This window comes from Nonomuraea sp. B19D2, from assembly GCF_040137845.1.
Classification (GTDB): Bacteria; Actinomycetota; Actinomycetes; order Streptosporangiales; family Streptosporangiaceae; genus Nonomuraea.
In genome coordinates, this window is sequence record NZ_JBEFAK010000072.1 from 1 (window position 1) to 14,112 (window position 14,112).

Genomic DNA, 14,112 nt, shown 5'->3' on the forward strand with positions numbered 1-14,112 from the left:
ACGCCGCCAAGAACATCCTCACCGCCGGGAGGGCGGAGCACGCACAACCCGGACCGGGTGCGCGGGCTGGGGCGCGCAAACCACGCAACCGTGTGGGCCGGAAGGTGAACCGCCAAGCAACAGCAGCTCAGGGCCACGCTACGGCGAGCCCCGAGCTGGCTGGAATCCCCCGACTTTAGTCGTGGGGAGCGCTTCAACTCATCACGGACCTGCCACCCGCAGCTGAGCTTGGAAAGATTCGAGGGGACGCCATGGGGTAGCGGAATGGTGACAATACGGAGCGAGAGGGAGCGTGGCGATGCGAGCCGTCATCTCTGCAGCGATCGGGATGGCCATGGCCGCCACCAGTTGCATGTCGGTGGGGTCGTACCCCTCGCAAACGCACATGCCGAACAACGGGGCAAACGCCGACCTCAAAGGCGTGCTGCACCTACGCAACGCCTTCCTGCTGAGCGGCGCGGAGGAGACCTCGCCGTCCCCGCAACTCGCCCTGTACGCCGTGCTGATCAACACCGGCAGCCAGCCGGTCCGGCTCGACGGGATCACCGCCGACGGCGGCTCCGTACAACTGGCAGGCCCCATCACCCTGCCCCCCAACCAGCCCGTCGGCACCGGTGACAAGCCCATCGGCACCGTCACCGGCGTGCGCAGCGCCACAGTGCCGATGACCTTCGCCTTCAGCGGCACCGGCCCCATCCGCGTGAACGTCCCGGTCCAGCCGAGAGTCGGACAGTACGCCAACCTGCCCACCGCCCCCGCGGGGTGATGACAACCGGCCGGGTCACTGCTTCGGTACGAGGCCGACGTCGAACTGCACTTCCACCTCGTCGCTGAGTTTGAGCGCGCCGAGCAGCGCCGAGTACGGCCGGATCCCCCATCGCGTCTGCACGATGGTCGCCGAGCCGCGTACGCGTCCCTCGGACACCGAGCACTGGACCGCGACGGGCTGCGTGACACCGACGATGGTGAGGTCGCCCTCGACCCGGAACGACTCCGCGGTCCCCTCCACCCGGGTCGACCGGAACATGATCGTCGGGTGCTTCCGGACGTGCAGGATCTTCTCTCGAATGGTCTTCTCGATCTCCGCGTGATCGGAGCTCGTCAGCGGCTTGACGCCGCCGGTTCCTTGCCTGACCTCGAGCGAATCGGCGTCCGCCTCGACGGTCACGGAGGAGCCGGCCGGGTCGGCGGTGTCGACCGTGGCGTCGCCGCGCCAGCGGGTGACCTCGATGGTGAGATCATGGCCGGCCTTCGCGCCCAGCCCGGTACGGGTGGTATTGACGAGGAGCCGGCCGGACTCGGGGCCGAACGTGTGGTTACCAGCGGAGATGCTCACCTTGTCACGCTAACCCGCATCTGACGGGTGCACGGTGACACGTGCCGTCAGCTTGGCGAATCCAGGGCTGCCGGTTGCGTTTCACGGGTGAAGCCCGAGCCGGCCGGGAGCCGATCAATGGGAGCGCGGCTCTGCATCCTCGCCACCCAACCGATGCGGACATTTGACATGATTCGGCCATGCCTATCGACGCACACCTGCTCTTGCTGTTCACCGCGACCACGATCATCGCCATGATCACTCCTGGGCCCGACATGCTGTTCGTCCTGGGCTGTGGGATGCGGGGCGGCCCGCGCGCCGGCTTGCTCGCCACGGCCGGGGTGGCCACGAGCGAGGCCGTCCACGTCGCCGTGGCCGCCGCCGGGCTCGCGGCCCTCTTCGAAGCGGTGCCGGTGGCCTTCACCGTGGTACGCATCGTCGGCGCCGCGTACCTGATCTACCTCGGCGTGCAGATGCTGCGTAACCGCAAGGGCGTCGAGAACGAGATGCCCGTGGCCGGCGGGGGAAGGATGTCGGGACGCCGGGCGTTCACCAGCGGTCTGCTGACCAACCTGCTGAATCCGAAGATGGTCACCTTCACCATCGCCTTCCTGCCCCAGTTCATCAACCCGCAACTGGGCCAGGTCTGGCTGCAGTTCGCCATCCTCGGCGCCGTCCTGATCGTGCTGGAGTTCGCGGTGGACGGCACGGTCGGCGTGCTCGCGGGCCGGATCGGGGGCTGGCTGCGCCGCCGGCACGCCGCGCGCCGCCGCGTCGACATCGCGACGGGCGGCATCTTCATCGGCCTGGGGGTACGGCTGGCCGTTGAACGATGAACCCGGCCGCCGTGGCACTGGAGATCCACGGCGGCTCGGCAGCCGAGTGTCACTCCGGCTTGTACTGGGAGAACGCCTCCTGTACGTCGCGGGGCGCGTGGGCGAGAGCGGCGTGGTCGGGTGCGGCCGGGGTGACGTGGGGGAGGTGGACGATGAGGTCGTAGGCCTCCAACGGGCTCAAGTCCGTATGAACAGCGCCGAAGCGCTGCGCGGAGACGGCCCGGACGGTGGCGGTGTCGGCCGGCGACAACCGCCGTAGATCGGTCGCGAAGGGCCCGTCGTGGCTCGCGTCCATGAGCGCGTCGAGGCTGCCGGGCTGGGCCGGCCCCATCTGCGTGAAGAGCGTGCCGGTGTAGAAGTCGGCCGCGGTGTTGAGGGTCTGGCCGGTCCCCGACGTCGCGCCGATGACCAGATAGTCGTCGCCCAGCCGATCGGCGAGATGCATGCCCATCGTTGTCATGGGAGCCATGCCGGGCAGCGTCAGGGGCCGGCGTTGGATGTGGCCGTTGTGGGCGGCCAGGACGATCCGGTCTTCCCTGCGCAGGATCCACTCGACCGTGTCCGCGATCGCGGCGTCGCGGATGCTTGCCCCGATCCCGTCCGGACCGCCGCCCGAGAGCTCCCGGATCACCGCGTCGATGGCGACGGTGAGGCTCAGCGAACGAAAAGCGCGCTCGTAGGCGTCCACGGTCGTCCGCCGGAGATAGTCGAGGCGCCGGGCCGTCATGCGCGCCGTGAGATCGGCGAGGCTCGCCGTCAGCGCGTTCTTGCTCTCGGGGGCGAGCTGTCCGTAGGCGGCGAAGGCCTGGGGGATGGAGAACGCCGATGCCGCCGCGAAGGCGGAGGCCGTCTCCCGTACGCCCGGGTCGACGGCGTACTCGGGATCGGCCTGTGCCAGATAGGCGAGCACGGCGTCCAGTCCGGGCAGCAGGGACGCGTTCGAGCCGGACAGGTCGATGCCGTAGAAGCCGACCGGCCTCGAGGCCGTGCGGTTGTGCTGTCGCATCCACTCCAGCTGGGCGCGCATCTGGGTCCACAGCCCCATCAGCGAGGTCAGGCCGTTCGCCAGGAGCCGGCTCAACTGCTCCGGGTCCTGGGCCTCGTCGCCGCGGACCCAACCGTCGACCGGCCACCCTTCGACGAACCCCGACTCCATCGCGTAAGCGCCGAACCCGTGCCGTTCGGCCAGGTAGCGCAGCAGACGGTGACGGAGCCGATAGGACTCGCCGTTGTAATGCGCGCTCTCGCCGATCGCCACCACCCGCGCGTCGCCGATCGCCTCATCCAGCCAGCCGAGGTCGTCCAGCGGTCCGGCCGGATCCAGCGTGGACAGCGGAATCACCGCCTCGCCACTCAGGCGGACCAGCTCCGTAGCCGGTTGCATCTTTATTCCCATATTTGGGAACGGTACCAGATGTGGGAATATTGTGAAGTGGACACCATTGATCTCCTCTTGCACCCCGTCCGGCTGCGCATCGTGCACGCCATGTCCGGCGGGCGCACCCAGACCACGTCCGACCTGTGCGCCCGGCTGCCCGACGTGCCGAAGACGACCGTGTACCGGCACGTCGGACTGCTGGCGGAGGCGGGGGTGCTGGAGGTCGCCGACGAACAGCGGGTCCACGGCGCCGTCGAGCGGCATTACCGGCTGCGCCACGAGCGCACGAGGATCGACGCCGAGGCGGCCACGTCGATGTCCCTGGACGACCACCGCCGCGGGTTCGCCGCGGCCATGGCCGCCCTGCTCGCGGAGTTCAACGCCTACCTGGACCGGGATGGAGCCGACCCGAGCGCCGACTCCGTGGGCTACCGGCAGGGCACGTTCTGGTTCAGCCCAGGCGAACTCGCCGAGCTGATCGACGCACTGTACGAGGTGTTCGCCTCCAGGGCCCGCAACGAGCCCGCGCCGGAGCGCCGCCCCTACGTGATGAGCGCGATCTTCTTCCCGGCCGAAGAGCCGCCACAGAGCTCTTAGCGGAGGGGCGCGGCGTTCGGGCCCGCCCGGCCCCCGAACCCGCGCAGTGACGCGAGCCGTCGTTTTCAGGCGCGGGTGAAGACAGACGCCGGGAGCTCGGGGTAGAAGTCATCCGGCAGCGGGCCGAGCTCTCGCCAGCCGAGCTTGCGGTAGAGGCCGGCGGCAGGGGCGTGGCGGCTGGTGATGAGCCACGCGGTGGGCCAGCCGGCGGTCATCCGGGTGAGCAGGTGTGACGCGATGCCCTGGCCTTGGTGGTCGGGGTGGACGAAGAGCTCGGCGACCTCGAAGGCGCCGCGTGTGAGCTCGGTCGTGGCCGGCAGCCCGAATGCCGTGATGAGGGCGTCGTAGATGCGGATGCCGGTCAGGTCGGCGGGGGTGGGCCAGCCGTAGCAGACGCCGGTGAGCCGCCCGGTGTGGTCGCTGGTGGTCAGTGCCGAGAAACCCGGGAGCGCGGCGGACGCGGCCAGTTTGGCGGGGTAGGCGCCGAGCTGTTCGGGCGTTTCCGACCATGGGGGCGCGGCATAGCAGCGCTGGTACAGGTCGATGATCTGGGCGGACATCGGGGTGATGCCGGGTCCGTCGTGGCGGTCGTACGGGTGGATCATGTGCCAGATCCTAGTTGCGAATGATTTGCAATAGCAATATGTCGCAACAAGCCACTGGATGCCTTGTGAGATAATGACCTCTACGGAGCCCTCTCGGCCTCGGGCGCAGCCCGGGCGAGAGGGTTTTTTCATGCCCGCGGACGCAGTGACGCTCTGCCTGCGGCGGGCGCCCCCGTTCACCTGATCAAGGAGTGTTCCCCTATGGATCTCGGTCTGACCTGCCCTCGGTTCACCTGGCCCGGCGGTGACGCCGCCATCGCCGGCAGATTCGCCGCCGTCGCCCAAGGCGCCGATCACGCTGGACTGCGCAGCCTGTGGGTGATGGACCACTTCTTCCAGATCCCCAACTTCGGCGCCGCGGAGGATCCGATGCTGGAGGCGTACGGCGCGCTGTCCTACGCCGCCGCCCTGACCAGCCGGGTGAGCCTGGGCGCGCTCGTCACCGGCGCCGTCTATCGCGAGCCCGGCCTGCTGATCAAGCAGGTCAGCACCCTGGACGCGCTCTCCGGCGGCCGCGCCGTCCTGGGCATCGGCGCCGGCTGGTACGAGCCCGAGGCCCGCGGTCTCGGGCTCCGCTTCCCGCCCCTGGCCGAGCGGTTCGAGCGGCTGGAGGAGACACTCCAGATCGCCCGGCAGATGTGGAGCGACCAGGACAAGCCTTACGAGGGCCGGCACTACCGGCTGGCACGTACGCTCAACGCGCCACAGGCCAGCCCGCCCATCCTCATCGGCGGCAGCGGCGAGAAGAAGACCCTCCGCCTCGTCGCCCAGTACGCCGACGCGTGCAACTTCCTGCACGGCGCCGACGTGCGGCACAAGCTCGGCGTGCTGCGCGCCCACTGCGAACGGCTGCGACGGCCCTACGCGGAGATCGAGAAGACCCTCCACATGCGCATCCCCGAGGGGCAGAGCGTCGAGGAAAGTGTCCAGCGCTGCGGGGAACTGGCCGCCTTGGGCATCGACCACGTCATCGTCGCCGTCCCGGACGCGGCCGACGACTCGTGGCTGGCCCACCTGGCCGAACTCGCCGTTCGGATATCCACCATCACCCCGCTCGGCCGCTGAGCGCACCACCGCCAGGGTGGATCGGCTGCTGCGATCCGAGACTTGGTGAGGTCTTGGAACCACCCATGCCAATCCCCGAACCCCTCGTGCACAGGCTGCTACGACTCACGTGTTCGACTGGGTGAGGGGGATTGGCCTATGAAGACTCACCGAGGCCGGTCGATTACCAGCCGTATCACGCTGTTCACCGGCGTGGTCGCGGCTCTGCTGTCCGCGCTCCTGGCCACGACGGTCATGATCGCGTTCCATCGGTTCGCCACGGGACATCTCGTCGGAGAGCTCGCCGCCGCCGGTGGCCGCGTGGCCCATGAGGTGGAGCACCACCATGTGGTCACGCCGCTGGTCGAGCACAAGGACCGCAACCTGCAGATCGTCGACGCCACGAGACGGGTCGTCGCCGCGACGCCACAGCTGCGGGGCAAGCCGGTCATGGCCGGCTTCGTCCCCGACGGCAAGAAACTCTCCAGTGGCGTCGTGTGCGGCGGGGTCTTCCCTTCCGGCGAGTGCAACATCGTGGTCGCGCAGTCGGCTTTGGGGGACGGACAGGACTGGGTCGTCTACAGCTCCTCTCCCGTTGTCCCCCTGTACGTCGATCCGTGGCTGGCCGCGACGGTGCTCGGCGCCGCCGTGCTGATGGCCGTGGCCATCACCGGCATCGGCCATCGGGTCGCCACCGTATCCCTCGGGCCGGTGAAAGCCATCCGAGCGGAACTCGACAAGATCACCGAAACCTGCTCCGACCGGCGGGTGCCCCTTCCGCCGAGCCGGGATGAGATCTATGACCTGGCCGACAGCGTCAACCGGACGCTGGCCCGGCTGGAGGCCGCGATGAGACAGCAGCGCAATTTCACCTCGGACGCCTCCCACGAGCTGCGTACCCCCATCGCCGCGATACGAGCCGAGGTCGAGGACGCCCTGCACGCACCCGAGGAGACCAGCGTGCCCAGGCTGGGCAACACCCTGCTGAGCAGCCTGGACCGGCTGGAGGCGATCGTGGGCGACCTGCTGACCATCGCACGGCTGGAGGCGGGCAAGGGGGTCGAACGCGAGCCGATCGACCTGGCCGAATTCGTGACCTCGGAGTGCGAGAGACGCCCGAAACCGAACAAGGACCTCGAATACTCGCTCGAGCCCGGCGTGGTGGTGACCGCTGACCGGTTCCAGCTGTCGCGCCTGTTCACCAACCTGATGGACAACGCCGAGCGGCATGCCGCCAGCACCATCGCCTTCCACGTACGGCACGCGCCCAGCCCCAAGCGTGACGCCCAGCGCTTCCCGCACGGCATCGCGATGCTGGAAGTGGTCGACAACGGGCCCGGCATCGATCCGGACAAGCGCGAGCTCGTCTTCCAGCGCTTCGCCCGGCTGGACACCGCCCGCGACAGGGAGGCCGGAGGCACCGGTCTGGGCCTGTCGATCGCCCGGCAGATCGCCGAGGCGCACTGCGGCACCCTGCAGATCGAGAACAGCCCGCAGGGCACCCGGTTCGTGCTGCGCCTCCCGCTCGACTAACTGCCCCTTTGGTGTCATAGCAGGTCAATGGGGTACTGGCCGGAGCGCGGGGGAGTCCGGCACGAGCTGATCGCGCCACGCGAAACCTTCATGGCCTTGAGACGTCCGCCGCTTGTCCGGCACGAATCTCGACCAGTCATGTGAGGGGACGCATGAGCACGAAATCCGACACACTGGCCCGCGCGCTGGGCTGGGTCAGCCTGGCGCTGGGCACGGCGCAGCTGGCCGCGCCGCGCATGGTCAACCGCCTGAGCGGCGTCGACGACTCCCGCCTCGCCAGTACGGTGACGCGGGTGGCAGGCGCGCGGGAGCTGATGCACGCGGCGGCGCTGCTGGGCAGCCGCCGGCCCGGGCCGTGGACCTGGGGCCGGGTCGCGGGCGACGCGCTGGACCTGGCCGTGCTGGGCCGGGCGATGGCGAACCGCTCAGGCCGCTCAGGCCGCTACGGACGCAGACGGCGGCGGGCGGTCGCCGCGACGGCCGCCGTGACCGGCATCACGGCCCTGGACCTGGCCACCGCCCTGTACTCCGCCGGCCTCGGCGTCAGGCGGCCGATGCGGCTGCAGGCCTCGATCACCGTCAACCGGCCGCGCGAGGAGGTCTACGCCTTCTGGCGCGACCTCGAGAACCTGCCCGCGTTCATGCTCCACCTCGAGTCCGTACGGACCACGGGGGAGCGCCACTCGCGGTGGCGCGCCATGGTCCCGACGGCGGACGTGGAGTGGGCGGCGGAGATCCTGGACGAGCAGGCCGGCGAGCTGATCGCGTGGCGGTCGGTGCCCGGCTCCATGATCAAGACGAGCGGCTCGGTGACGTTCACCGAAGGTCCCGCCGGGCGCGGCACGACGGTGCACCTCACTCTGGAGTACCGCGGCCGCGGGCGGGCTCTCGGCGCCGCCGTGGCCAGGATGCTCGGCGAGTACCCGGAGCAGCAGGTCCGCGACGACCTGCGCCGCTTCAAGCAGATCATGGAGACGGGAGAAGTACTGCTCTCCGCGGGCAGCCCCGAGGGCGTCCGGCTGCTGAGCCGGCTCAGGCAGCGCCCCGCCCAGCCGGTGGGAGGGCGGTCATGAAGGCCAACTGCTGGATGGGACGGAACACCCTCGAGGTGCTGGACGTGCCGGAGCCGCGGATCATCAACGCCCAGGACGCCGTCGTCCGCGTCACCTCGACCGCCATCTGCGGCTCCGACCTGCATCTGGTCGACGGCTACGTCCCGACGGTGAAGAAGGGCGACGTCCTCGGCCACGAGTTCATGGGCGAGGTCCTGGAGGTCGGCCCCGAGGTGACGAAGCTGCGTCCCGGCGACCGGGTGGTCGTGCCGTTCCCGATCGCCTGCGGCCGCTGCTTCGCGTGCGCGGAGGGCCTGTATTCGATCTGCGAGAACTCCAACCCCAACGCGGGCATGGCCGAGAAGCTGATGGGGCACTCGCCGGCGGGCATCTTCGGCTACTCGCACATGCTCGGCGGCTTCGCCGGCGGTCAGGCCGAGTACGCGCGCGTGCCGTTCGCCGATGTGGGTCCGATCAAGATCGAGGACGACCTGCCGGACGAGAAGGTGCTGTTCCTGTCCGACATCCTGCCGACCGGCTACATGGGCGCTGAAATGTGCGACATCAAGCCGGGGCAGACGATCGCGGTCTGGGGTGCGGGCCCGGTCGGGCAGTTCGCCGTGGCCAGCGCCTACCTGCTCGGGGCGGGCAAGGTCATCTGCATCGACCGCTACCCGTACCGGCTGGACTACGCCCGGCGCGCGGGCGCGTACACCCTCAACTACGCGGACGTGGACGTGCTGGAGGCGCTGCGCGACATGACCGGCGGGCGCGGCCCGGACGCCTGCATCGACGCGGTCGGCATGGAGGCCCGCCACCCGACCCCGGCCATGTACGGCTACGACCGCGTCAAGCAGGCCGTGCGGATGGAGACCGATCGTCCGTACGCATTGCGCGAGGCCATCCTGGCCTGCCGCAACGGCGGCGTGGTCGCCGTCATCGGGACCTACGGCGGGCTGCTGGACAAGTTCCCGATGGGCTCGCTGATGAACCGGTCGCTGACGCTGCGCACCGGCCAGTGCCACGTCCAGCGCTACCTGCGGCCGCTGCTGGACAGGATCCGCGCCGGCGAGATCGACCCGAGCTTCGTCATCTCGCACCGGCTGCCGCTCAGCGAGGCCCCGTACGGCTTCGAGCTGTTCAAGAACAAGCAGGACGACTGCAACAAAGTCGTCCTGACGCCCTGACCTGCCCCGAGCCGCTCTGGGCGGTCACCGCGAACCGCGTGGCCGCCCGGCGGCCCGGCCTGCTCAGCGGGGGGCGGGCTCGCGGCCGGGCGGCTGCTGGAGTCGCTGCTCCGGCGCCGGCGCCGGCGGGTTCGGCAGGGTGACCGGCTCCGCGTGCAGCGGGAACGCCTCGCCGTGGTGGGTCAGCGTGATCGGCGGGCCCTCCAGCAGCCGGTAGCTCGTCGTGCCGCTCGTGACGCCGACGTGCAGCAGCCTGCCGCGGTAGCGCAGCCGGAAGGCCAGCCGGGTGATGCCCGGCGGCAGCCTCGGGGCGAAGCACATCCGGCCCTGGCCGGCGCGCATCCCGCCGAACCCCGCGACCAGGGAGATCCAGACTCCGGCCAGCGAGGCCATGTGGAGCCCGTCGACGGTGTTCCGCTCCAGGTCCGCCAGGTCCATCATGGCCGCCTCGCCGAGGTAGCGGTCGGCGAGTTCGAGCTGCCCCACCTCCGCGGCGATCACCGCCTGGGTGCAGGCGGACAACGACGAGTCGCGAACGGTCAGCGCCTCGTAGTAGGCGAAGTCGCGGGCCTTCTGTTCGGGCGTGAACGCGTCGCCGCGCAGGTGCAGCGCCAGCACGAGGTCGGCCTGCTTGACCACCTGCCGCCGGTAGAGGTCGAAATAGGGGAAATGTAGGAGCAGCGGGTACTGGTCCGGCTTGGTGGCGGCGAAGTTCCAGACCCCGTGGCGGGTGAACCCCTCGCTCTGCGGGTGCACGCCCAGCCGCTCGTCGTAGGGGACGGACATCGCGCTCGCCGCGTCGCGCCACCTCGTGGCCTCCTCCTCGGTGACCGCGAGCCGCGCCGCCCGGTCGGGATGGCGGGCGGCGACCTCGGCCGCCGCGCGCAGGTTCTGCTGGGCCATCAGGTTGGTGTAGACGTTGTTGTCGGCGACGGCGCTGTACTCGTCCGGTCCGGTCACGCCGTCGATGCGGTAGCGTCCGTCGGCGTCGTGATGGCCGAGGGCGCACCACAGCCGGGCCGTCCCCGACAGCAGCGGCAGGGCGGTGTCGCGCTCGAACGCCGTGTCCCCGGTGGCGTCGACGTACTGCGTGACCGCGTGGGCGATGTCGGCGTTGACGTGGAACGCCGCGGTCCCGGCGGGCCAGTAGCCGGAACACTCCTCGCCGTTGATCGTCCGCCAGGGGAAGGCGGTCCCGGCCAGCCCGAGCTGCGTGGCGCGCGCCTCCGCCGGCGGCACGGTCGACTTCCGCCACGACAGCGCGTCCGCTACGGCCCGCGGGTACGTGTACGTGAGCACGGGGAGCACGAAGATCTCGGTGTCCCAGAAGGCGTGGCCGTCGTAGCCCGAGCCGGTCAGCCCTTTGGCCGGGATGGGGCGGTCCTCCAGGCGCGCGGCCGACTGCAGCAGGTGGAACATCCCGAAACGTATGGCCTGCTGCACCTCGGCGTCGCCCTCGACCTCCACGTCCGCGCCCTCCCAGAACCGGTCGAGGAACTGCCGCTGATCCGCGCACAACCCGTCCCAGCCGACCAGCCGGGCGGCCGCCAGCGCCGCGACCACCTGGTCGTGCATGGCGGGCCGGGAGCGCCGCGCCGACCAGCCGTACGAGAAGAACTTGACCAGCCGCAGCGGCCGGCCCGGCGAAAGCCGCGTGGCGACGGTCACCCGGCTGACGTCGCCGCCGCCCTGCGCCTCGATCCGTGTGTCATCCGGCCCGTCGATCTCGTGGCACATGGCGGCGCCCACCCGCAGGCCGCTGGCCCGGGTGTGGTGCACCATGACCGCCACGCCGTCCTTCGCCGGCATGTTCTCCTCCAGCACCAGCGGCGACTCCAGAGGTGCGGCCTCACGCGGGTCGCCGCCCACGTACTGCCGGGTCTCGTTGGCGACGAGCTCGGACTGCACGACCACGTGGCGCGGCTGGTCGACGGCCTCCACCTCGTACCGGATCGCGGCCACCGCGCGGTGCGTGAAGGACACCAGCCGCGTGGACGTCAGCCGCACCTGGCCCCCGGTCGGGGAGCTCCACAGGACCCTGCGGGTCAGCGTGCCTGCGCGCAGGTCCAGGACCCGCTCGTGCTCGTGCAGCGTGCCGTATCGCACGTCGAACGGCTCGTCGTCGACCAGCAGCCGGATCACCTTGCCGTTGGTGACGTTCACCACCGTCTGCCCCGACTCCGGGTAGCCGTAGGCCGTCTCGGCGTACGGCAGCGGCCGCACCTCGTAGAACCCCCCGAGGTAGGTGCCCGGTTCCCCGTACGGCTCGCCCTCCTCGAGGTTGCCGCGCAGGCCGACGTGCCCGTTGGACAGCGCGAACACCGACTCGGTCTGCGCCAGCACGTCCAGGTCGAGCCGGCACTCCCGCACCGACCAGGGCTCGACCGCGAACGCCGGATGCCGGATCATCGTGCCGCCTCACCCCGCGGCTCCAGCAGCTCGGCGAGGTCGCTCACCACGATGTCGGCGCCGTGCTCGCGCAGCGCCTCCGCCTGCCCGGCCCGGTCGACGCCGACGACGAAGGCGAACCGGCCCGCCCGGCCCGCAGCCACCCCCGCCAGCGCGTCCTCGAACACCGCCGCCTCCGACGGCTCCAGCCCGAGGGCCTCGGCGCCCGCGAGGTACATGTCCGGGGCCGGCTTGCCGGCCAGGTGCCGCTGCCGGGCCACCACCCCGTCGACACGAGCCTCGAAATGCTCGGTGAGACCGGCGGCCGACAGGACCTTCGCGGTGTTCGCGCTCGATGACACGACGGCCCTGCGCAGCCCGGCGTCCCTGGCGGCCAGCACGTACCGGACGGAGCCGGGAAACGTCGCCACGCCGTCCCGGTCGATGACCTCCTGGACGAGCGCGTTCTTGCGGTTGCTCAGCGCGTGCACGGTCAGCGCGTCCCCGGGATCGCCGGGCGACCCCTCGGGCAGGCTGATCCCACGCGCCCGCAGGAAACTCCTCGTGCCGTCCAGCCGCTCCTTGCCGTCGACGTAGCGGTCGTAGTCGGCGACCGCGTCGAACGGCACGAACGGTTCCCCTGTCCGCCCGGCCCAGCGTTGCAGGAACTCGTCGAACATCGACTTCCACGCGGCGGCGTGCACCGTCGCGGTGCGCGTCAGCACGCCGTCCATGTCGAAGAGACACCCGCGGACTCCGTCAGGCAGCCCGAGCATCAGCCCCCCGATCCGGCACGTGTTCCGTACCTGGCCGGTGACTACCCCGCATCCCCCGCTTCTCACCGGGAACCCTTGATGATCAGCTGTCACGGAAAGTTTCGGTGACCTGCGTGGCTGTGCTCGTTTGCTCAGCGGAATGGATGCGAAGGCGATGTTTGAATATTTCGGCTCTGCATTGGCCGCCAGGAGCTCCCCGAGGCGGTCAGCCCCACGTCTGGGGCGCCGCCGATGTGATCGGTGGCGCCCCTACGTGCTTGCCGGATGTATTGCGGCCGTTTGCGTTCCGAGCCCGTCAGCGGGAGGCCGGCATCTGTGCCGGCGCCTCCTGCTCGCCTGCCCGCATCGGTCTGCCGGCCGGCGTGGTGTCAATCTGAGTTCTTGTAACCCCACGGCTTGTAGACCTTGCGCTCGAACCGGTCGCGCTCGTAGTCAAAGTCGTGGTGCCTGTGGCGGTCGTAGTCGAAGCTGAAGTTGTGGTTGCGGTTGAAGACCTGGACGTCGGCGGTCTCGCGGTGCCGGCGGGGAGGAGGCGGCGGGGGCACGTACCGCTGCTCCTTGTGGACCCGCGGCGCAGGCTGCGGTGTGGGCGCCGGTGGCCCGCCGGCCTGGAAGCCCGTGCTGGCTCCGGCCGCACCCTGGCCGAGTGGAAGGAACATGAGACCGGCGACCGCGCCGATAAGAGTTAGTGCCGCGAACCGCCCATGGCGTGGGGTTCGTGACCGCCGACTTTCAGTATTCACTGCTCTCGTTTCCGTTCATTGGGTCGATAGGCCTGGAATCCGGCGCCCGCCATTTCGGCGGTCATACAGATTCAGCAGACACTCGGACGGAAGCAGACATACCCATACGAGATATTAACAGTTACCTCTTTAACCTCAAACAACTCGTAAAACCTAAAGGGCGTTATATAACCATGATTTGATGTTTGAGAACAACCGTTGCCCGATGCCGCCGGATCGGCCTCATCGCGTGGCTGCCCGATGGCTGGAGATGTGGGGAAAACGATCAAATGTTTCGCTGTGGACATGGGCTAAGGTGGAGATTATTTATAAATGAGGGCTTAATCGAGAGAGGCATCCAGGTGGCGGATGCGGAGGAGGAGGGGAGGGCGGATGTGGTGGTGCTGCCCGGCCATGTACGGCGCGCTACCACTACGCCACGCGTGAGCCCTGCTCACGCGGCAGGGAATCGAACCCTGCGCCACCGGCACCCGAAGCGATAACCGACCAGCTTCGACCCGCCCTCCCCATGATCGTCAGCCCCGGGCTCCGGGCGGGTGCCAAGCCGACAACGGGCCGGTGAGGTGCGGAGAAGGCACGGATGTGGGAGGTTCACCGGCGTTCAGGTGCTCTCCCAACTGAGCTACCGGAGCGCTGCCCCGGGCAGGACTCGAACCTG

At 69.8% G+C, this 14,112-nt stretch carries 13 protein-coding genes; 7 read left to right on the forward strand and 6 right to left on the reverse strand.

Annotation, left to right across the window (positions count from 1 at the left end):
- Positions 1-298 precede the first annotated feature (298 nt).
- Complete coding sequence (locus ABN273_RS54920) at positions 299-766, forward strand: copper chaperone PCu(A)C (RefSeq protein WP_349457731.1); 468 nt, start codon at positions 299-301, stop codon at positions 764-766.
- Between the two features lie 15 nt (positions 767-781).
- Here the strand turns inward: ABN273_RS54920 and ABN273_RS54925 are convergent, their stop codons facing one another.
- Complete coding sequence (locus ABN273_RS54925; protein ID WP_349457732.1) at positions 782-1,336, reverse strand: YceI family protein; 555 nt, start codon at positions 1,334-1,336, stop codon at positions 782-784.
- A gap of 179 nt (positions 1,337-1,515) precedes the next feature.
- Between ABN273_RS54925 and ABN273_RS54930 the strand changes: the two genes are divergently transcribed.
- On the forward strand, positions 1,516-2,151 hold the full coding sequence (locus tag ABN273_RS54930) for a LysE family translocator (protein WP_349457733.1): 636 nt from the start codon (positions 1,516-1,518) through the stop codon (positions 2,149-2,151).
- A 49-nt stretch (positions 2,152-2,200) separates the two neighbouring features.
- Here the strand turns inward: ABN273_RS54930 and ABN273_RS54935 are convergent, their stop codons facing one another.
- Positions 2,201-3,535 carry an erythromycin esterase family protein gene (locus ABN273_RS54935; protein WP_349457734.1) on the reverse strand — a complete coding sequence of 445 codons (1,335 nt, stop codon included), beginning with the start codon at positions 3,533-3,535 and terminating at the stop codon, positions 2,201-2,203.
- A 48-nt stretch (positions 3,536-3,583) separates the two neighbouring features.
- Here ABN273_RS54935 and ABN273_RS54940 point away from each other — a divergent pair, with 48 nt between their 5' ends.
- Positions 3,584-4,126 (forward strand): helix-turn-helix domain-containing protein, encoded by a 543-nt coding sequence (locus ABN273_RS54940; RefSeq protein WP_349457735.1) that lies wholly within the window; start codon positions 3,584-3,586, stop codon positions 4,124-4,126.
- A 65-nt stretch (positions 4,127-4,191) separates the two neighbouring features.
- Here ABN273_RS54940 and ABN273_RS54945 read toward each other — a convergent pair whose 3' ends face one another.
- Complete coding sequence (locus tag ABN273_RS54945; RefSeq protein WP_349457736.1) at positions 4,192-4,731, reverse strand: GNAT family N-acetyltransferase; 540 nt, start codon at positions 4,729-4,731, stop codon at positions 4,192-4,194.
- 201 nt (positions 4,732-4,932) lie between these two features.
- Here ABN273_RS54945 and ABN273_RS54950 point away from each other — a divergent pair, with 201 nt between their 5' ends.
- The 4 genes from ABN273_RS54950 (at position 4,933) to ABN273_RS54965 (ending at position 9,547) form a co-directional block, all read left to right on the forward strand.
- Complete coding sequence (locus ABN273_RS54950) at positions 4,933-5,796, forward strand: LLM class F420-dependent oxidoreductase (RefSeq protein ID WP_349457737.1); 864 nt, start codon at positions 4,933-4,935, stop codon at positions 5,794-5,796.
- A gap of 138 nt (positions 5,797-5,934) precedes the next feature.
- Positions 5,935-7,308: a sensor histidine kinase gene (locus ABN273_RS54955; RefSeq protein ID WP_349457738.1), complete on the forward strand. Its 1,374-nt coding sequence runs from the start codon at positions 5,935-5,937 to the stop codon at positions 7,306-7,308.
- Between the two features lie 152 nt (positions 7,309-7,460).
- The gene (locus tag ABN273_RS54960; protein WP_349457739.1) at positions 7,461-8,381 is read left to right on the forward strand and encodes an SRPBCC family protein; all 921 of its coding nucleotides are present in this window, start codon (positions 7,461-7,463) and stop codon (positions 8,379-8,381) included.
- Positions 8,378-9,547, forward strand: a complete 1,170-nt coding sequence (locus ABN273_RS54965; RefSeq protein ID WP_349457740.1) for a zinc-dependent alcohol dehydrogenase — start codon at positions 8,378-8,380, stop codon at positions 9,545-9,547. The genes ABN273_RS54960 and ABN273_RS54965 overlap by 4 nt, the downstream gene beginning before the upstream one ends.
- 63 nt (positions 9,548-9,610) lie before the next feature.
- Here the strand turns inward: ABN273_RS54965 and ABN273_RS54970 are convergent, their stop codons facing one another.
- The 3 genes from ABN273_RS54970 to ABN273_RS54980 form a co-directional block, all read right to left on the reverse strand.
- Positions 9,611-11,956 carry a glycoside hydrolase family 65 protein gene (locus ABN273_RS54970; protein WP_349457741.1) on the reverse strand — a complete coding sequence of 782 codons (2,346 nt, stop codon included), beginning with the start codon at positions 11,954-11,956 and terminating at the stop codon, positions 9,611-9,613.
- A complete protein-coding gene (locus ABN273_RS54975) occupies positions 11,953-12,777 on the reverse strand; it encodes a beta-phosphoglucomutase family hydrolase (protein ID WP_502911323.1) in 825 nt (274 codons plus the stop codon). Before ABN273_RS54975 ends, ABN273_RS54970 begins: the two co-directional genes overlap by 4 nt.
- 302 nt (positions 12,778-13,079) lie before the next feature.
- Positions 13,080-13,370, reverse strand: a complete 291-nt coding sequence (locus ABN273_RS54980) for a hypothetical protein (RefSeq protein WP_349457742.1) — start codon at positions 13,368-13,370, stop codon at positions 13,080-13,082.
- Positions 13,371-14,112 lie beyond the last annotated feature (742 nt).